Origin of the sequence: Mucilaginibacter sp. L196 (genome assembly GCF_009765905.1) — a bacterium.
GTDB lineage: Bacteria > Bacteroidota > Bacteroidia > Sphingobacteriales > Sphingobacteriaceae > Mucilaginibacter.
Genome location: NZ_LMUO01000015.1, coordinates 1,023,316 through 1,043,983, shown reverse-complemented (window position 1 = coordinate 1,043,983; position 20,668 = coordinate 1,023,316). Strand labels below are relative to the sequence as shown.

The 20,668-nt window shown below is 38.4% G+C and carries 12 protein-coding genes; 5 read left to right on the top strand and 7 right to left on the bottom strand.

Going from position 1 to position 20,668, the window contains the following annotated elements:
* The first annotated feature begins 140 nt into the window (after window positions 1-140).
* The 5 genes from GSQ74_RS15200 (at window position 141) to GSQ74_RS15175 (ending at window position 7,422) form a co-directional block, all read left to right on the top strand.
* Window positions 141-1,322: a hypothetical protein gene (locus GSQ74_RS15200; protein ID WP_158994741.1), complete on the top strand. Its 1,182-nt coding sequence runs from the start codon at window positions 141-143 to the stop codon at window positions 1,320-1,322.
* Window positions 1,309-2,655, top strand: a complete 1,347-nt coding sequence (locus GSQ74_RS15195; protein ID WP_158994739.1) for a hypothetical protein — start codon at window positions 1,309-1,311, stop codon at window positions 2,653-2,655. Before GSQ74_RS15200 ends, GSQ74_RS15195 begins: the two co-directional genes overlap by 14 nt.
* A 128-nt stretch (window positions 2,656-2,783) precedes the next feature.
* Complete coding sequence (locus GSQ74_RS15190) at window positions 2,784-3,617, top strand: DUF6602 domain-containing protein (protein WP_158994736.1); 834 nt, start codon at window positions 2,784-2,786, stop codon at window positions 3,615-3,617.
* 139 nt (window positions 3,618-3,756) lie between these two features.
* Complete coding sequence (locus tag GSQ74_RS15185; RefSeq protein ID WP_158994734.1) at window positions 3,757-4,296, top strand: hypothetical protein; 540 nt, start codon at window positions 3,757-3,759, stop codon at window positions 4,294-4,296.
* A 741-nt stretch (window positions 4,297-5,037) separates the two neighbouring features.
* On the top strand, window positions 5,038-7,422 hold the full coding sequence (locus GSQ74_RS15175; RefSeq protein WP_158994730.1) for an ABC transporter permease: 2,385 nt from the start codon (window positions 5,038-5,040) through the stop codon (window positions 7,420-7,422).
* A gap of 189 nt (window positions 7,423-7,611) precedes the next feature.
* On the opposite strand, the gene GSQ74_RS15170 is transcribed toward GSQ74_RS15175, so the two are convergent.
* The 7 genes from GSQ74_RS15170 to GSQ74_RS15140 all read right to left on the bottom strand — a co-directional run bounded on the left by GSQ74_RS15170 (window position 7,612) and on the right by GSQ74_RS15140 (window position 20,658).
* Window positions 7,612-10,551, bottom strand: a complete 2,940-nt coding sequence (locus tag GSQ74_RS15170; RefSeq protein WP_158994728.1) for an FAD-binding and (Fe-S)-binding domain-containing protein — start codon at window positions 10,549-10,551, stop codon at window positions 7,612-7,614.
* A gap of 41 nt (window positions 10,552-10,592) precedes the next feature.
* Window positions 10,593-12,095 carry a sodium:solute symporter gene (locus tag GSQ74_RS15165; RefSeq protein WP_158994726.1) on the bottom strand — a complete coding sequence of 501 codons (1,503 nt, stop codon included), beginning with the start codon at window positions 12,093-12,095 and terminating at the stop codon, window positions 10,593-10,595.
* A gap of 235 nt (window positions 12,096-12,330) precedes the next feature.
* Entirely contained in the window at window positions 12,331-13,458 is a 1,128-nt protein-coding gene (locus tag GSQ74_RS15160; RefSeq protein WP_158994724.1) for a dipeptide epimerase, read from the bottom strand.
* A 91-nt stretch (window positions 13,459-13,549) separates the two neighbouring features.
* Window positions 13,550-14,356 carry an N-acetylmuramic acid 6-phosphate etherase gene (gene murQ / locus GSQ74_RS15155; protein ID WP_158994722.1) on the bottom strand — a complete coding sequence of 269 codons (807 nt, stop codon included), beginning with the start codon at window positions 14,354-14,356 and terminating at the stop codon, window positions 13,550-13,552.
* A 125-nt stretch (window positions 14,357-14,481) separates the two neighbouring features.
* On the bottom strand, window positions 14,482-16,275 hold the full coding sequence (locus tag GSQ74_RS15150; RefSeq protein WP_158994720.1) for a serine hydrolase: 1,794 nt from the start codon (window positions 16,273-16,275) through the stop codon (window positions 14,482-14,484).
* Window positions 16,276-16,326: 51 nt separating this feature from the next.
* Window positions 16,327-17,637 carry a RagB/SusD family nutrient uptake outer membrane protein gene (locus tag GSQ74_RS15145; protein WP_158994718.1) on the bottom strand — a complete coding sequence of 437 codons (1,311 nt, stop codon included), beginning with the start codon at window positions 17,635-17,637 and terminating at the stop codon, window positions 16,327-16,329.
* An 18-nt stretch (window positions 17,638-17,655) separates the two neighbouring features.
* Window positions 17,656-20,658, bottom strand: a complete 3,003-nt coding sequence (locus GSQ74_RS15140; RefSeq protein WP_158994716.1) for a SusC/RagA family TonB-linked outer membrane protein — start codon at window positions 20,656-20,658, stop codon at window positions 17,656-17,658.
* Between the last annotated feature and the right edge of the window lie 10 nt (window positions 20,659-20,668).

The following is a 20,668-nucleotide window of genomic DNA, read 5'->3' as shown; positions in this document are numbered from 1 at the left end:
CTTTTACAGCATCTGCTGAACTCTGCCGCCAGCTAAATCACTGCTCTCTTTGCCAGTGAATCACATGGTCAGCTTCCCCGGAATACCCACACGATAAAGCTATAGACGTTGAAAAGGTCTGTTATCTTGTTAAATTATCATTGAAAGATTATATATTGGCTTTACCAGCCGACTACAAATCTTATTATGTTCAAAGGGAAATTGTATATAACCCGTATCTTGATAATTTAATAAATACAGTTTTGAATGAAGGACATATCCCTTCCATTGTTCTTATTATTGAAAATCTTCAACATAAGATTGAATCTCCCAATTTAGAAATTGAAGGATTTAAAATTCTGGACGGTTTGCAAAGAACACATAGATTAAAAGTTATATGGGACACTATCCAACTCCTCAAAAGTGCCCTGAATAATTCTAACGATATCCTGGATTATGGGAGAATCAAGATTAGCAGAGAGTATTCCAAGCAGATAAATCAAATTGAATCATCATCCAATATTCTGTCTAAATTAATTGACTATAAAAAAAGCCATCTGGATGAAAACCTCGAGGACAAGTTTGCCAAAAATTTCATGTGGTTTGAAGTTTGGTCCGGACTTGATCCTGATGAAGAAGTTCAAAAAATGCTGATATTAAATGCTGGCCACAAACCTGTTAAAACGAAACATCAGTTAGAACTTCTTTTTAATAATCTCATACCTATAATAAGCAAAACGTCTACTCCTGACTTTAAATTAATTAAAGAAAAGGAAGTGTCTTCTATACAGCACAGCAAGAATCGGACTATTGGGCATTTTCATTTTTCACATATAATCAGTGCCGTGTTATCGTATGAGGCAGGAAAGCCGGTCACAACGAATATTAATTTAATTCAAAAAACACAAAATGATGAATTTAACGATGAAGAGTTTGATATAAAATATGATTTCGATTTTTTCAAAACATTCATTGCGACAATTGTAAAACTTGATATAGCCCTGTATTCATTTTACAAGGAACTGGGAACGCAGTGGCTGGGAAGAGAGATTACTCTCGTAGGGTTGTTTGCTGCATCAGGAAAAATTGCTAAGGAAAATGACAAACTATCTTTTACAGAAGTATGTGATATTATTGAAAGACAATTAGTTCAGAAACCGGAAGTATTAGATCTTCCGGGTTTTGAAAAAACCAGGAACGGACTGGATCTTAGTAAAGTCAATATAGGAAATGTCAATAAGGTAGCTGTTTACGACGGCCTCTACGACATCCTGACCGGAAAAGTAGAATTAAAAATCAATTGGAAGATTTACTTTAAGGTAGGTATCGATGAAAACAATTAATGCCTTATATGATAATTTATTATTGTTGTTAGACAGTGTTGTAGGAGATGATGCAGATGCCTTTGAGCTGACATTAAATGGAGCTGACAAGACCAACTTTTCAACAAAAATCACTACAATAATAGACGAACAGAATATTATTGATGCAACACGCACGGGTGGACTTATCTATCCAGGTGCAGATCTGCTCATTCAGTCTTTGCAAGGCCTCAGTAGCGATTTTCCGGCATACTCAATGCCAAGAAAGGCGGAAATCTTGACTTATTTAACGCTGTACAAATCACTGTTTACAATTTGGACAACAGTACCAACCTACAGACTTAGGCCATCTATGTTTAAATTGATTCCGATCAATTTGGGGGCACTAATTCATAAGAACTATTTCTACCATGATACGAATGAATTAACTAACTCGGTTTTTTTGATAACACTGACCGATATCAATGTGTTGGCAGAACACCTTAATTCAGGCGTAATATCTGAAGTGTTAATCTTATACCTTCTCACTAAACTGGATGTTTCTGTTCCTTTGACAAGCAGTACGTTCATCTTAATTAAGGCTCAAAGAAACTATAATATCAAAGAAATTTTGGCTTTTATAAAGTTTCAAATGATCATAGAAGGCAAGTTTACCCATCAGCCTTACGAGGTTGCTCACCTTCCATCTACTTTCAATCGGAACAGAATTAAAATTGGTAATGGTTACCATCAGTTTGTGGATACATTAATGATTTTGAGTGAATACAATTATCAAAAGGATTTAATCGACAAATACTTAAGATTATATCACGTTTTAGAAAATGATATGTACCGTACTCAGATAGTTCAGGTTGAAAGCTCATCTGCTGGCTTATTTTCGATAAGAGATTTTCAGAGGTTATACAACAACATAAATAAAGGTGAAGAAGCAGTACTCAAATCTTTATTTACTGACGCATTTGAATTATATTATACTCCCGGAACCAGATTTAAACAATTTTTGCTGGCAAGACTAACGGCCATACGAGCAAGCATGACTGATGCTGTTCTCGACGCCATGTTTACATTGTTGAGAATTAACAAAAAAGATGTTCGTTCATACGTATTAAACTCCATCAATCTTGATTCGATAGTGGGATTTTATACAACCGTTGTCTATATGTTCAGGAATTCTATGGTTCACAACAGAGAAACAGAATTTCATTTAATGCACGAAACACTTTCCCCGGAAATAAAACAGTTCATCGAGTCCTTTTTAATCCCAACGATGGAAGAGTTAGTCATATTATTAACTATTGAACGCAATGACATAGTGTGGTATACAAACTCTAAAATTAGCGTTTACCAGGAATAAAGTATTGGGGCCAGCGGCTAGAGAAGTTTACCGCTCTTGACGTAGGGTGTATATAATAACCTTTGTAAATATATTGTTGAGACTGCTACAGGCCCTGGCTGGTCCTAAAATACATAATCTGATATGGCATGAATGATTACTACAGAACGATTTTAAACGACAATATCAAGAAAGGGCTGCTGGACGCTATTAGTGCGTCGAAAATAAAGCATCCATTTTTAACGGGAAGGCTCAGGGAAATAGTTGTTCACCAATTGCTTGAGCCAATGCTTAATAATAATTTTTCTATGGGTACGGGAAAAATTATTGACTATAATGGTTCAATATCTAATGAAATCGATATTTGTATTTACAGTCAAAATCTACTGCCTCCCATTTTCTTTTCGCAGAATGATAACCTTGCAATATTTCCCTTTGAATCTGTTCTGAGTTGCATTGAGGTAAAAAGTAGTTTTTCTAAGAAAAACATTGACGATGCCTACAAGAAATTCTCAGGCCTGGAACGTGATTTAATATTGACTACCGGAGTTCACGATTCCGATAATAATCCCCATCCACAAATTGTTGTAAAGCCTCATTATCGACTTTTTATATTCCAGGCTGATATGAAAAATTATTCACCGGAGTCGTTTCTAATTACATATAAAAAAATTGATCCAAAATGGAATTCCGCACCGGTGATTTCGCAAGTATGTATCGCTGGAAAAGGTTCTTTTTGTTTTACTGATCAGGGGTGGATACACATGGCCTATGATGAATCTAACAATATTCACGAAGAGGTTATTAGCTTCCTGGCCACAATTGTACAAGATCTTCCACGTACAGAATACAGTAGAGGAGTGCCTAGAATCGGTTATTATTTGGTCGATGCCTACACTACAGATAGGATAATTGATGGTAAACTTCATATACGTCCCTGGAGGCCTGGTAAACTGATTTTCAAACTTCAAGAGTTGCAATAGGCTTTTTTTATATTTTTCCATTTTTGTTGAATCATATCCATATAAAAACGTTTTTAATAATGCCAAATGGATTCGTGAAATTGGTCAATATAAATTCTGTTTAACAGAGACAACTAATCTAATTTAAACCAATGCCATAATGGAAGATATTGTTTTTGAAGTTTTCATGTCGGCTTTGCCGGTATTCTTCCAGCGGGAGATACAGAATATCACGGATAACGTCAGTGAACGCAATCTTTGCGGGCGTCTGCTACATTACATTGAACGAGAATTGGAAAAAACAGAATTGTCTCATTACCATGTAGATAATGAATACAATCGCAAACAAGGTGGGCAAGTAAAAACAATCATTAATAAAGAAGAAGTTGTTGTCACTATAACTTGCGATTTGCTAATTCACAGCCGTGGTGAGGTGGTGCAGCACGATAACTTACTTGCTTTGGAAATGAAGAAATCCACAGCGCGGGAGACGGAAAAACAGTCAGACAAACGAAGCTTATGCGCGTTAACGGCTATTCCGTATGAGCGGGTATGGTCGTTTGGGGGGATTGTACATCCGGAGCATGTTTGTGGATATAAGGTCGGTATTTACATGGAAATTAACAGGCAAGAACATAACTGTTATTATGAACGCTATCGTCATGGCGAATTATTGTATAGTTGGACAGAGAATTTTTGATTGGCGCTTTATCAGCCATAATATAAGGTTGATATTACCGCAGCCAAACGACTTTTATCCGATAGGCGGTCTTACTTTATTTCGTATTGTTCTCATTATCAGGATGAAGAAAAATATCCTTATCGCTAATTATTTGATCTTCAGCGCCCCCGGATTTACAGTTACTATTATTTTTTTCATTGTTTTCAGAAATCTCAGCCAAAACCTCTAAAAGCTTTGATAACTGTTTCAAATACCTATCGTTACCGCTACGAAGCCGCTTTACGAAAGTAGTGCGGCTTTTTTGTTTGCATATTAACTTTCGCGGAAGTGTAGACACTCCAACTTAATACAGCTAAGCGTGGATGCTTAGCCAGGAGGAATTATGTTTTCTTTTCATTAACGGACAATAGCTGTATCAAAACCGAACGGTTTTGGCTAATGGAATCTCACACAAACACCTCACTATCAAAACGTTGTTTACATGGCATAACATTAGCAAGTCAAAATATTATTTTAACTTCTGTAAAAACTAAGTGTCATGTTCAAAAAGCTATTTTAAAACTGACTTCCGTTTTTTGTTAAAGAACAAATCTTCGGTTTTACTAATATTTATAAGTTTCCAGGCTATAAAAGCTGTGCTGCTTACCAGCCCGGTTAAAAGTTTGAAAGCGGAGTAATAACCGTAAATTTATATCTCTATGCTTCCCTGGGGAAGTTTTCAGGGGGCAGTTTAACAAATTATTATATAATCAAAATCACATGCTCAGGAATTATTTAACAATTGCATGGCGCAACCTTATTAAGAACAAAGTATTGTCGCTTATTAATATTGGTGGTCTTGCAGTAGGCATGGCAGTGGTAATGCTAATCAGTTTGTGGATTTGGGATGAAGTATCATTTGATAAGTATCACGTTAATTATCCCCGTATAGCCCAAGTAATAGGAAATGCGACGATTAATGGCGAAGTAAAAACCTGGTTCCATGTACCGTGGCCTTTGGCTGCCGAGCTACGCAAAAGCTATGGCAGCGATTTTAAGTCTGTAGTAATGTCGACAATGCCGAGAGATTATATAATGGCTTTAAATGACAAAAAACTAAACGAGCAAGGTGCCTTTATGGAAACCGGTGGACCGGACCTGTTCACACTAAATATGCTTGAGGGCAGGCGCGATGCTATAAAGGACCCATCATCTATATTAATATCCGCGTCGACAGCTAAGGCATTTTTCGGGAATGAGGACCCAATGGCTAAAGTATTGAAGTTGAATAATAATATAGATAACCTGAAAGTAGCCGGTGTTTATGCAGATCTGCCTGAAAATACCACGCTTGCCGGTATCGCTTTTATTGGTTGCTGGGACCGCTATGCAACAGAATACAGGCTGAGCGGAATGGGCGAGCCATGGGGGCCAGGCATTGTTAATTTATATGTTCAATTGGCTGATAATGCCGACCTTGACAAAGTATCGTTAAAAATCAGGGATGTAAAGCTGCGGCATTTAAAACCGGTTTTAGCCAGAACGAAACCGGCGCTGTTCCTGCAGCCAATGAGTAAATGGCATTTGTACAGCGCATTTAAGGACGGGAAAAGTATCGGTGGCGAAATACAATATGTGTGGCTATTTGGTACTGTAGGTGTATTTGTACTGCTGCTGGCCTGTATTAACTTCATGAACTTAAGCACAGCCAGGTCTGAGAAACGCGCGCGCGAGGTAGGTGTTCGCAAGGCAATAGGTTCATCCCGCAACCAATTGATATACCAGTTTTACGGTGAATCGTTACTTTGCGTATTGCTGGCATTTTTGGCCTCGTTACTACTGGTAAAGTTAAGTCTTTCAACATTTAACCAACTCGCCGGTAAAAAAATAGTAATTCCATGGGACAGCCCGGCGTTTTGGCTCGCCGGAATTGGCCTCAGTTTCATCACCGCTATTATCACAGGAAGTTATCCGGCACTCTACCTGTCGTCATTTAAACCTGTGAAGGTATTAAAGGGGGCGTTCCGGGTTGGGCGGCTGGCTTCAGCCCCGCGTAAAGTACTGGTGGTACTTCAGTTTACAGTTTCTATTGTGCTAATCATCGGTACCATTGTAGTTATCCGACAGATACTTTTTGCCAAAGACCGCCCTGTTGGCTATAGCCAGAATGGATTGGTTACCATACCCATACTAACCAGAGAAATCCATAATCATTTTGATGCGATAAAACAGGCCCTTGCAAGCAACGGCACGATAACTGAAATGGCCGAAGCAGATTCCCCGCCTACCCAAGTTCCTGGTACTACCAACGGCGTCGCATGGCCTGGAAAAGACCCTAATCTGGATGTCAATATCGGCCAGAACAATATTACATACGATTATGGCAAAACCATTGATTGGGGATTTAGCGCTGGTCGTGATTTTTCACGGTCATTCCTTTCCGATTCATCAGCGGTGATCATTAACCAGGCTGCAGCTGATTTTATGACCATGAAAAAACCGACAGAAAACTACATAACCTTTGATGGCAAACAGTTTAGGATCATAGGATTAACTAAAGACATCATTAACCGGTCGCCTTATGAACAGGTGCAACCTATGGTTTATTTTTTGGCGAAAGACCCGGGAGGCTGTTTATTGCTAAAGATCAGCCCGAAAATGAGCCCCGGCAAAGCTATTAACAACATCGCTTCTGTGTTAAAAACCGAGAATCCGGAACAGCCCTTTGAATACCATTTTGTTGATCAGGAATATGCTAAAGAATTCAATAATGAGGAACGCCTGGGTAAGCTGGCTACTGTTTTTGCCGCCCTGGCTATATTTATCACCTGCCTCGGGCTGTTTGGTATGGCATCATTTATGGCGGAACAGCGCGTTAAAGAAATAGGTATACGCAAGGTGCTTGGCGCTTCAGTGTTCGCCCTGTGGCAATTGCTATCGAAAGACTTTGCCATACTGATGTTTATTTCAATAATTATAGCCTCGTCTGTGGCTTATTACCTTATGCATAACTGGCTGAACAACTATCAGTATCATACCGATGTTGCCTGGTGGATATTTATCATTACAGCTATCGGGGCTATGCTGATCACACTACTAACGGTAAGCTTCCAGGCCATAAAAGCCGCATTGGCAAACCCGATAAAAAGTTTGAAGACAGAATAACAATCTATGTATGCCGACTTTTTTATTGTTTCCCTCTTGAGAGAGGCGTGTAGTTGATCGTAATGGGGAGGGCATGTTATGCATTATGTATAGCACACCCTCCATATACCGTATTTCATTACCTTGGTTAGATTGCTCAAAAATATCTACGGCATATATTATGAATCATATATAGCATTAACAAAAATGCTACAACAGTGCATCATATAAAATTTCAGCAGGATGCAATGCGATTTTTTTTGTCCCATCCTTAATCTGATGCCTGCAACTTGTACCTGATGCCGCAATAATTGTAGTTTCGGGTTCATTTTGAATGGAAGGGAATAATACCAGGTTTCCTATCTTTAATGACACATCATAATGTTCCTTCTCGTAACCAAATGATCCGGCCATCCCGCAGCAACCAGTGGCCAGGCTTTGAACCTTAAAATTTTTAGGCAATCCTAATATAAATTCTGCTTTATTGATATCAGAAAGGGCTTTTTGATGACAATGACCATGCAATACAACTTTTTGAGACAGATCTGTAAATCTTAAATATGATATTCGACCGGCTTTTATTTCCTCATAAAACCATTCTTCAAACAAAAAAGTATGTGCACTAAGAACTTTGGCTTTATCCTGCAAATCTGTATTTACTAACGCTGGATATTCGTCCCGGAAGGAAAGAATAGCAGAGGGCTCAATTCCGATCAACGGTGTGTTTTTACTAATTAGTTTATATAATAGCTCTACATTCCGCTCGGCACAAATTTTTGCTTCTTCAAGCATGCCTTTAGAAAGATATGAGCGGCCGCTATCAACATGTTCAGGAATAATCACATTATAACCCAGCTTTTCGAGTAATAAAATTGTTTTAATACCAGTCTGTACGTCGTTATAATTTGTGAACTCATCGCAAAACAAATAAACAGACATGTTTACATTATTGCTTGCCTTTTGCTCCTTTCTATTTAAACACCAGTTTTTTAACGATATTCTGGAGATATTTGGCAATGACCTTTTCGGGTGAAATCCTGAAATTTTGCTGATAACTCTTCTGGAAAAATCATTATTTACTAAAAAGTTATATACTCCTGGAAATTTTGAGGCCAGTTGCATTTGCCTGCTAAAATTCCCTACCAATTTAGAACGAAAAGGTATGCCATGTACTTTTTGATAGTGATACAAAAATTCCGCACGAAGTTTTGTCATATCAACCGATGACGGGCATTCAATTTTGCAACCTTTACAGGCAATGCAAAGATCCAGCACATCTTTTACTATTTCGGCATCCTTACCTTGCCCTAAAACTTCAGGTTCATTAGTTAAGTACTGGCGCAAAATATTAGCCCTTGCCCTGGTGGTGTCTTTTTCGTTGCGAGTTGCCATATAGCTTGGGCACATCGTCCCCCCTGTTACCTCAGTTTTTCGGCAATCTCCCGAACCACTGCATTTTTCGGTTAAACGCAACATGTTTTCCTGTTCAGAAAAATCAAAAAAAGTTTTTGAAGGCTGTCTTATAACCGTTTCATCATTCTGATAACGCAAACTTTCGAGCATATCAGGCGTATCAGTAATTTTACCTTTATTGAAAACACCATTAGGGTCAAATATATTCTTAACCTGCTTAAACAGGTCATATACTTCGTTACCCATCACATAACTAATATATTGCCCCCTAAGCCTGCCATCACCATGCTCTCCTGATAATGAGCCTTTATACTTTTTTACAAGTGTTGCTGTTTCTTCAAGAATCTGTTTAAACAGTAACCTTCCGGAAACCGATTTTAAATTTATCATTGGTTCCACATGCAACTCCCCATCGCCAGCATGTGCGTACAATGAATAAGTAATATTGTGCTTACGCAATAACAGATCTAAATCATTTATATAGGCTGGTAAATCATCCACGGCCACTGCACAATCTTCAATTAAATTTACCGGCTGAACATCACCTTTTAAATTTCTGAGCAAACCAAGCCCGGATTTCCGCAAATCCCAAGCTTTTTTGGTTTCTTCACCGGTTAATATAGGAAAGGCATACCCGAGATTTTTAGATTGTAGTTCTTCAATTAAATCATTACATTTTTTAATCAGCCCGGCGTTGGTATCGCTAAAAAACTCAACCATTAGTATACTATTTGGTTGCCCTATCAAAAAGAAACGATTTTTTATTTGTCCGGCATTATTGATAGCCTCTTCTAATATAACATGATCCACCAATTCAGCAGCAGCACATCCCGATCGGACTGCTACAAGATTAGCCGCTAAGGCTTCCTGTAGTGAGTTGCAATGAATAGCAACCATTCCTACTTCCGCGGGAGGCAAATCAATAAGTTTTAGTTTAGCTTCTGTTACGAAACAAAGCGTACCCTCTGATCCTGCAATTAAACTGCATAAGTTTAATTGTTTGGCATTATTTAGTTGATTTACAAGAGCATCTAATGCATAACCGCTATTACGACGCGTAACACTTTCCTTAGGGAAATTATCGGATATTATAGATTGATTGATTTCGCTTTCAAGCATACTTACGATTTGATCATAAACACGGCCTTCCACGCCTGGTTTGGATCGTATATTTTGTATCTCTTTTTGATCCAAATTACCAAACACAACTTCACTGGCATCTGATAGCAGAACTCTTACCTCTAAAAGATTGTCCCTTGTGTTTTTCCATATCATTGAATGTAAGCCGCACGAGTTATTACCAATCATCCCCCCAATCATTGCCCTGCTTGAAGTTGAAGTTTCGGGCCCGAACATTAAGCCAAAAGGTTTTAAATAGACATTAAGTTCATCACGGATAACACCCGGTTGAACTCTTACCCATTTTTCCTCAGCATTAATTTCCAATATAGATGTCATGTATTTGGAAATATCTACAATTATTCCGTGGCTAACTACCTGCCCGGCCAGTGAAGTGCCTGCAGCCCGCGGAACCATTGTTAAAGTATGTTTTTGAGCAAAAACTATCAGGTGTTGTATATCTTCAGTAGTTTTTGGCATCGCTACAGCCAAAGGCATTTCCTGGTACACTGAAGCATCTGTTGCATAGGCCGCTTTAACCGCCAAATGTTTTACCGAATTATCATAGAATACTTCACCGGTGAAGTATTTTAATAATGCTTGAAAATGTACATCCATTTAACTTATTGTATCTAATATTTGCAGGTAAATACTACCCCTTAAACCAGTTCTGCTAATACCACAGTATCAATGTTTACTTTTTTCTTACTAAAAGCCAGCAAAAGAAAAAATGTAATTAAGCCGTTAACTAAAATTAATTCGCTATCAAATACATAGCCGCCTAATAATACCTTTGATTGTGTACTTAGATAAAAACAAACGGCAGGCGACACAATGCAACAAATTGGTACAAGCTGATCATAAACCTTACGTTTCCGGATAAATAAACTGAATGAATATAAACCTAAAAGTGGGCCATATGTGTAAGATGCAACCTTGAAAATGGCATTAACTACCGCGTCATTATTCAAAGCATTAAAAATGATAACTGTTAAAAACATCAAAAAGGAGAATGCCACATGAGTAATGTGCCTCATCCTTACCATGCTTTTTTCAGACCTTCCTAATTTTTTATTGTAGTTTAAAAAGTCAATACAAAATGATGTTGTCAATGCCGTCAACGCCGAATCAGTAGTTGCAAAAGTAGCCGCTGTTAAGCCCAGCATAAATATAATTGCAGGCACAGTTCCTAAATAATTTAGCGCAATAGTTGGATATAGGTAGTCTGTTTTGGCAACTGTGATACCATTTTTTGCTGCATAAAGGTATAACAATGCCCCTACACCTAAAAAAAACAGGTTAATAACCACAAATACTGCTACAAAACTAAACATGTTCTTTTGTGCCTCCCGGATGTTTTTACAACTTAGGTTTTTTTGCATCAAATCCTGATCAAGGCCAACCATTGCTATTGTAATAAATATACCGCCCACAAATTGTTTGGCGAAGTAAAACTTGCTTTTTACAAAGTTTGAAAAGAAGAAAATTTTAGAATAATGGCTATCAGCAATAACATTAATTGCTTTAAAAGCAGTGTAATCTAAGCTTTTGCAGATAAAATAGATTGACAGGAAAACAGATAATACTAGAAAAAAAGTTTGCAGACTATCAGTGATTATAATCGTTTTTAACCCTCCTTTAAATGTGTAAAGCCATATTAATATCAACGAAATAAGAACTGTAAATACAAAGGGCACATGATAAAAATCAAATATGAATTTTTGCATGACAAGAATAACCAGGTATAACCTGAACGCTGAGCCTATTGTTCTGCTTATTAAAAATATGCCTGCGGCTGTTTTATAACTCCAATAGCCAAGTGTTTTTTCAATAAAACTATATATAGATGTTAACTTTAATTTATAATACAATGGCAGTAAAACCAATGCAATAAATATAAAGCCAACTGCATTACCTAAAATAAACTGAAAGTAAGAAAACTGATCTCCGCTGGCAGCTCCAACTTTTCCGGGTACTGATATAAATGTAACACCACTTAATGCAGTCCCGATCATGCCAAAAGATATCAGGTACCATTTAGCATTTCGGTTAGCCAGGAAAAAGCCGGCATTGTCAGATGATTTCCTTGATGTAACAATGGCAATCCCTACAAGCAACGCAAAATAGATGACAATAAATGAAAGAAGTATGAGTGGCGACATAATGCTGAAATAAATAATACATGATGCTTTTTTTACGCCATTATTAAAACAAAGGCAAAAAACCGCAATTTTTAATTCGTTAACTGATTGAAAATTATTCTTTCATATCTTAAAAAAATCCCCGCTCCTGCGGGGATTTAAACAACCCAATCAACTATTAACTCTAAACAATAGTGTTTTGTATCCCACAACCGCATACCTTCTTTTCGGCTGTGAAATCATATTTTATGTGTAATTAAACCTTAGTTATCCCAATGCCGGGCCTATCATGAAGCGTAACTTTGCCATCAATAACCTGGGTTCCCTGGTATACATCATTGCTTATTAGCAAGGAGCCATCCAAATCTGCCCAATCTACCATAGGCGCTAATTGAGAAGCCGCTGAAATTGCACAGGATGTTTCTGTCATACAACCTAACATCACTTTCATATTTAAAGCCCGTGCCAATTCAAGCATTTTATGAGCTTCCCGCATCCCGGTAGATTTCATCAGTTTTATATTGATCCCGCTATAAACCTGATGCACTTTTAAAACATCCTCAAGCCGCTGAACCGCTTCGTCAGCCATAATTGGTAGCGGGCTGTGTTCTGTTAACCATGCCGTTTCATCAAGCATTTCTTTAGGCATCGGTTGTTCAACAAAAATGATCCCCTTTTCTTTTAGCCAAAAAGCCATATCCAGTGCAAATTTTTTATCTTTCCATCCCTGGTTTACATCTACAGTTATTGGCTTATCAGTCACTTCCCTTATAGTGTTAATCATTAATTTATCCGTTTCCCTTCCCAGTTTAACTTTTAATATTTTATAAGGTTCAGCTTCCTTCACCTTCTGGCGAACAACCTCGGGAGTATCAATTCCGATAGTATAAGAAGTGTAGGGTGTTTTACTGGCATTGTATCCCCATATTTTATACCAGGGTTCATTCATTATTTTGCCAACAAGGTCATGCAGGGCAATATCAACAGAGGCCTTTGCTGCCGGGTTGTGGGGTGCAATCTGGTCGACATAGTCTAAAATATCTTCCATATCAAAAGGATCACCAAACTTAGTCAGATCAACTTGTGCTAAAAATTTAAGCACTGTTTCATGTGATTCGCCTAAATAAGGGGGCATTGATGCCTCTCCATAACCTATAACGCCGTTATATTCCAATTCTGTGAGAACAACCGGCGTTGTAGTGCGTGAATTAGAGGATATGGTAAAAACATGTTTTAACTGTAGGGTATAAGGCTTATACCTTAAAATCAACTTTCCGGAATTTTTATTCCTATTTGCTGCTAAAACAGTTGAATAAGTACCACCTACCGCAGCTAAACCAGTAATTATTGCAGAGTTTTTAATAAATTTCCTTCTGTTATCCATTTTTATTTTTTGTTTATCTAAACACCTCGTCTTCAACGCTTACAATTGGCTGCATCAGCCGGTAAGCCTTATTGCTTTCACCAAAGCAGATTTATTGGTTACCCGCATCTATGGCTTTACGTACGCTTCCATATTTATTTAAAAGCTCTTCGGCTTTTTGTTCATCAAGTCCGGTTTCCTTTACGATCATCTTAATACCACGTTTTTGTAATTTATTGTTGGTTAGCTGCATATCAACCATTTTGTTCCCTTTTACTTTCCCAAGCCGAATCATTACCGATGTGGTAAGCATATTAAGGACTAACTTTTGTGCAGTCCCTGCTTTCATGCGTGTTGAACCGGTTAAAAACTCCGGCCCTACAATAACTTCAACCGGAAAGTTTGCTGCTTTAGCTATCGGGCCACCTGCGTTGCATACAATACATCCGGTTATTATCCCATGTTTATTTGCTGCTTTCAACCCTCCCAAAACATAGGGGGTAGTTCCTGAGGCCGCTATACCTACAACAATATCCTTACTATTAACATTAAAATCTTGTAAGTCTGCCCACGCCTGGTTTAAATCATCCTCAGCATTTTCAACTGCTCTTCTAATGGCCTTATCGCCACCCGCAATAATCCCTATCACCATATCATAAGAAACGCCAAACGTTGGTGGGCATTCGGATGCATCAACAATACCAAGCCTACCGCTTGTACCGGCACCTATATAAAACAGGCGTCCACCTGCAGCCATTCTTTCATGAGTGCTATTAGCTAAGGCCTCTAGTTGTGGGATGCTTTTCTTAACTGCCAAAGGCACACTTTGATCTTCTTTATTAATATTGTTTAAAATCTCTTCCAATGATAATTCATGAAGATTTTCGTACTCCGAATCTTTCTCTGTTGTTAATTCCATTAAATTATAATTACATGTCCAAGCGCTATTATTTGCACGTTTTTTAAAATTAACGCAAAAATACGCATTTAATAATATAAAGTCCCTTCCCTTAAATTATGCTCATAGCAAATCTTATTTATAAATCACTTGCTTACAATAGCTTTATAAAAGGCATCCAGGCAAAGTGCTCTAATATTTATCTTTGAATTTCCGTACGTTTTACCATCATCCGGATATACCCTGTTAGTTAAACATATATAAACCAAATTGTATTTAGGATCAACCCAAACAAACGTCCCTGTGTAACCACTGTGGCCAAATGCCTCATCAGACCGCAAATCATTGGGTTCACGTTTACCAACCCTATCAAATCCATACCCACGTTGTGTTGTTTTAGACTCTCGGCTTGTAAACATTTTTACTGTTGTGCTGTCAATATATTTATGCCCTCCGTAGGTGCCTTTGTTTAGGAGCATTTGGTAATAAATTGCCAAATCATTTGCATTAGCAAATAAACCGGCATGGCCCTCAACGCCACCAGCCATTGCTGAACCGGGATCATTTACATATCCCTGTACAAGCATATTTCTAAACCAGTTATCGTTTTCAGTAGTAGGTACAATTCTTGATTTATTGAAACGGTTGCGGGGCAAATATCCTGTTGCCTGCATTCCTAAAGGCAAGTACAATTCATTTAGAACAAAATCATTTAATTTTTGATGACTGGCCTCTTCAAATACCTCTTTCATCATATACATACTTAAATCACTGTAAACAAACTTACCCCTGGTTTCAACCTTTGAGGCTAGTGTTACAGGCCACATTACTTCATTAAAATAATTTGCACGCAGGTAATAATGATCGGCAACTTTAGTTGGATACGTTGCTGACGAATCTGTACTCATATCAGCCGGTTTTAAGTCCTGGTAAAATTTTATATAGGGCGTAAAACCTGCCTCATGTAGTAATGCTTCCTTAATTTTAATATCCTTTTTATCAGGAATAGTTCGTAACAATGCAACATACTTGCTTATTGGTGAATCAAGACTAATAGCATGCGTATCGTATAGGTGCATTATGGCAGGCATAGTAGCTGTAACTTTAGTTACAGAAGCCATATCAAATATATCGTTCAGCCCGGTTGTATCATTGCCATTATAGGTATGTTTCCCATAGGCTTTACTAAAAATCACCTGCCCATCCTTTGCTAACAAAATAACAACAGCGGGTGCTGCATGAGCGGCTATTCCGGCGTTAACAATGGAATCAATTCTTACCAGGTTTTCACTATTTACTGATACCGCTTCGGGCAAAGCATAGCCAAGCCGAATTTTATTTGTTGTATAACCTGACCCTTTAAGAAAGGGCTTACCAAAATTTTCGGCCAGGCGATTAGATGTTCCGGTACCTCCAAAAACAAGTTGTGCAGCCAAAGATGCACCGAATTGGTTATCAGCTTTATACCAGATTATTGGCGATTTAATATCACTTAAATATGATAAATTTTTCCCATTCCCGGTTAAAACAATCAAAACACTTCGTGTGGATGCTATATCTTTAATAAACTTCAATAAAGAACTGTTATAATGAGTTGAAGCGGATAACTGAAAAATAACCAGGTTATATAATTTAAGTTTATCGTGAATGGCATTAAAACCATAATCGGTTTTAACGGTATCGCCATCCAGATCTGTTACTTTCCAATATTTATTTGCAATACTGTCAAAAACTTCAATCTGACCATAATTAAAATGTACACTAGCTATATTGAGTCCCGGAAGGTTCAATACAGGAACAATGCCCGAACTATTGTTTAATAACGTAATGCTTCTTTCGGCTTCCTGAATTCTTTCGAGCTGCTTTAAATTAACCAGATGGTGTTGTGCCTGCACAACGCCATAAGTTAAGCCAAAGAATAAAATAAGTAACTTTCTCATAATATAAAAGTATTACCAGGGAGAGGCGGTGTCCCTTTCCCTGGTAAATTATTAAATCGCCGGATCGACAGGTGTATTAGGGTTATTTATCCTTTCCTGATTAGGATATGGGTAAAATATACGATTACGCTCTGTACTATTTGCGGGTGGGGCCGGCCGGTTAAACCTCCTGGTATCTTCCCATTTTAAGCCGCTGCAATATAGCTCCGCACAACGTTGTTTATAAACCTCTTCAAGTAAACCAGCATACGTTACAGGCCCTGAATAAGCCGGTAAACCTGCGTTTACGCCAAATGGATCGCCGGATGTTTGTGTCCTTACGGCATTGATTAAGTTTAATGCTGTGGTAAGTGACCCATTTAACCTTAGCGTTGCTTCTGCCTGGATCAGCCTGATTTCATCCGGCGTATATACCGGGATAGAAGTAGTTTGTGAAGCTCCAAAACCAGCATACGTTACAACAGTATCTCCGTTAATAACATTACTTGGCGTGGTAAAATAAAAACTAAGCCGGTTATCTCCAGGATAATATAAACTATCAGCAAGACCAAAATGAGCTCTTGGAAAATAGCTTTTAGTTATGTTATAAACAGTATACAGAGGATTCGGACTTAACGTTGAATAGTCGAATTTTGACGTTTTAGTTAAATCAACCAGGTTTGCATTATCCAATGCTTTTTGGTTGTCGCCTGCTATTAAGTTGATCCTTGCCTCATAAGCATAAAGCGAATTTACCAGATCAAAATCAGGCCCGGCAATTGATGTCGTAAATGTTGTAGATATCGGGTTAGCTTTAACCGCAGCAATCCCCAGATCAAGCAGGCTTATTGCATAAGCAAAAACCTGTGCCCTTGGAACAAATTGTACCGGCGCTGTTATGCTGGTATTTAAATTAGCCTCTTCAAAAGCCATAGCCAGTTCAGTTAAGGCTGTTGCTTTAAACAGGTAAGCTTGTGCCATTATTCCGCTTAGTGTGCCTGCATCCAAACCAGAAGCTTTTGGCGCGTAGTTAATAATGTTTTCACACATGCCCATTTCGGCTTGCATGGAAGACCATAAGGCTAAAACATTCGCATTGGGTGTAGATACATTTGCTCCTCCTTCTTCTAATTCTATTACATTGCTAAAGGTGGCAACGCCCTTCATTTCGCGTGCCGTTACACTGGGAGAAACCATAGTGTTGCTTAAGCCGGTAGTTGAATAATATTGCCTCAAACCAACACTTAAAGCAATTATACCCTCTCGTGTAGTTAAAACCTGCGCATCAGAGGCTGCATTAGGGTTAACCTGATCCATCTTACATGATGAAATCACTAAAACCACCGCGATAACAAAATATTTATAATTTATTTTTCTTTTCATGACGTTAAATTTTAATTATTAAAAAGTTGTACTTAAACCACATCCTATTGTTCGTGGTATAGGCACCTCCACAAAATCAAAACCACGTACAGCAGTACTTTGACCGGCAGCATTGGTTTCAGGATCCCATCCCGGATATTTTGAAATACAAAGCAGGTTTCTTCCATATATAGAAGCACGTAGTGCATTGGGGAGAAAGCTCACCTTTATGTTATAGGTAGCAGAAAGCTCCCGCAACTTAGCGTAAGATCCGTTCTGTATCCAGTTTGACATGATACCATATAGGGCAGCAGATGTACCTTTGGGAACTTTACCTTCTAACTCAGGCATATATCCTGCTAAACCGCCATAAATATCTCTGTCGCCAACACGTTGGGTAAAATCAAAGATCTGACCGCCGTATGATGCATCCCATTGCATTCTGAATGAAAAGTTTTTACCAACCGAAAATTCATTTGTAAATGATCCTGTCCATTTCGGGTTTGGATCTCCAATAACTTTATCTAACGTTGATCCTGTAGGTTGTCCGTTAGCATCACGCCCTGATTTTTCGACTTGTGGTAATCCTGCAGGAGTCAATAAAAGCGCCCCATCAGGTTTACGGGCAAAATAGGTTGAGTAAAATACACCAAGTGGATAACCATTTACTGCAGCCACCTCGCCAAATCCATTAGCGAAAGTTACCAAGCCTCCAGGAATATTAGTAACAACATTTCTGTTCGTATTAAATATAATGGTCGATTCCCATTTAAAACTTGAGCTTTCTACCGGGATGCCTCTTAGCAATAACTCTGTACCCTTATTGGTCATATCACCAATATTTTGATATTGGGTTGAGTAACCTGTGGAAGGGCGTAAGTTTACTGGTAACAGCAGATCCTTTACATATTTTTCATAATAAGAGAATTCAAACCCTAATCGGCCATTCAGGAAACTGGCATCCATGCCCACTTCCTTTTCTGTTTGCCGCTCTGGCTTAACGTTTGTATTACCCAGCTGAGATGGCGCCGCAACACCAGGCAGACCAGGTAAAGAAACAGCTGTATAATTAGTAAACCTATCATAAGGGCCAATAGCTGTTAAGTTACCGTTTTGCCCATATGATGCTCTTATTTTCAGATCAGGAATAATAGATGCTAATGATGAATTCTTCCAGAAATTTTCTTCAGACAATAAATAAGTGCCGCTCAATTTAGGGTAATACTGCCATCTGTTGCTGACACCGAAAGAAGAAGCAACATCATTTCTTAAAGCGCCTGTTATGTATAGCTTATGTTCAAAGCCCAGGGTTTCTTGTGCATAAAAGCCTGCAATATTTAAAACAGACTCTGTTTCTAAAGTTGTAATGGTAGCACCGCTTGATGACACCTGGCTAACCGGGCTTAATTGTGTGCCTGTCACCACATCTGCATTTCCCCGTTCTGTTTGTGCTGTTGCGCCAACCGCAGTTGTTGATTCAAACAAAGAGCTAATCTTAGCTTTATACGAGACGTTTAGATCATTATTGAGCAACAAAGTAAGATTATCAGCCCTGCTTGAATAACCTGTATTATAGGTAGGAGTTGTATTTCCTATCGGAATATAGCCGGTTCCCAATTCTGTAGAATTATCATACCCCAGGGTATATGCTATAGAAAGATTCTCAATTGGTGTTGCGGTTAAATTGATATTGCCTATAAACCGGCTCGTTTTTTCATTGAAATCAAATTTATTGATAGCTTCCAATGGATTTGTGCGTTGTAAGCCAGCAGGAGAAAGTGTGGGATAAACGCCTGTTACAGGGTTTGGATATGGGTTGATATCGTTGTTCCCAAAAATAAATCCTGTAAGTGCCCCATATTGCTGATTGATACCACCATTGGGAATTTGCTGGCTGCCATCTAGAATATAATTGAATCCAACAGATAATTTCAACCAATTATTAAATCGCTGATCAATACGCACACGGCCGGTTCCTCTTTGAAAATCAGTCCCCCTTACAATACCTTGATTGTCCAAAAATCCCCCGCTAATATAGTACTGTGAATTGTCTGAGCCACCGGAAACAGATATATTGGTTTCTGTACCAATAGCATTCCTAAAGATGAGTTTTTGCAAATCATAACGTTGCACGGGTACCCTGGTAGTATCCAGAGGATTTGTGTTGGCAAAGGCATAAGGATAGGTATTGTAAGCTAATTTTTTTCGCAAAGAATTATCCCTAAAATCCGTCGAAATACTAATAACAGGTTTACCTGATTTACCTTTTTTTGTAAAAATTTGTACAACACCATTACTTGCCCTTGAACCGTAAATGGCAGCGCCGGCGGCACCTTTAATAATCTCCACATGGTCAATATCAGCCGGGTTGATATCAACAATCCTATTTTCTGTATAACCACCCAAATCAATCAATTGATCTGAGTTATTGTTAACAATCACCCCGTCAACAATGTATAATGGATCGCTTGAACCAACAATCGTACTGTTGCCCCTTAAATGCACACTCATACCACCGTCGGGGTTACCGGAGTTTTGGGAAATTTGCGCACCTGCAACCTTCCCTTCTAACGCCTGATCTACACCTGTAGCAAGGCCCTGCACCAGATCTTTCCCACCTACAGTTGAAATAGCATTACCTAACTCCTTCTTTGTAGTAGCTACAGTATTTCCGGTAACTACCACTTCGTTAAGATTTAGTGCATCAGTAGTTAATTCTGCATTAACAGTTACCGGCACCTCATTAAGTGTAATAGTTTTGGTGATAGTTTTGTAGCCTGTAAAGGATATAACTAAGGAATAAGTGCCACTTTTTATGTTTCCACTAATGCTAAACTCACCCTTTACGTCAGAGGCGGTTGCAAGGCTTGTCCCACTTAATCTAATCGTCGCTCCAGGGATGAGTGACTTGTCCCGGGTATCTGTTATAACCCCCTTTATGGTTTGATGGCTTTGTGCAAAGGACACCTGCCCAATGCACAGCAAAGCAAGAAATGTCAACAGACCTCTTGCATTTTTTAGTTTTTGTAAGATTTGTTTCATATATTAATTA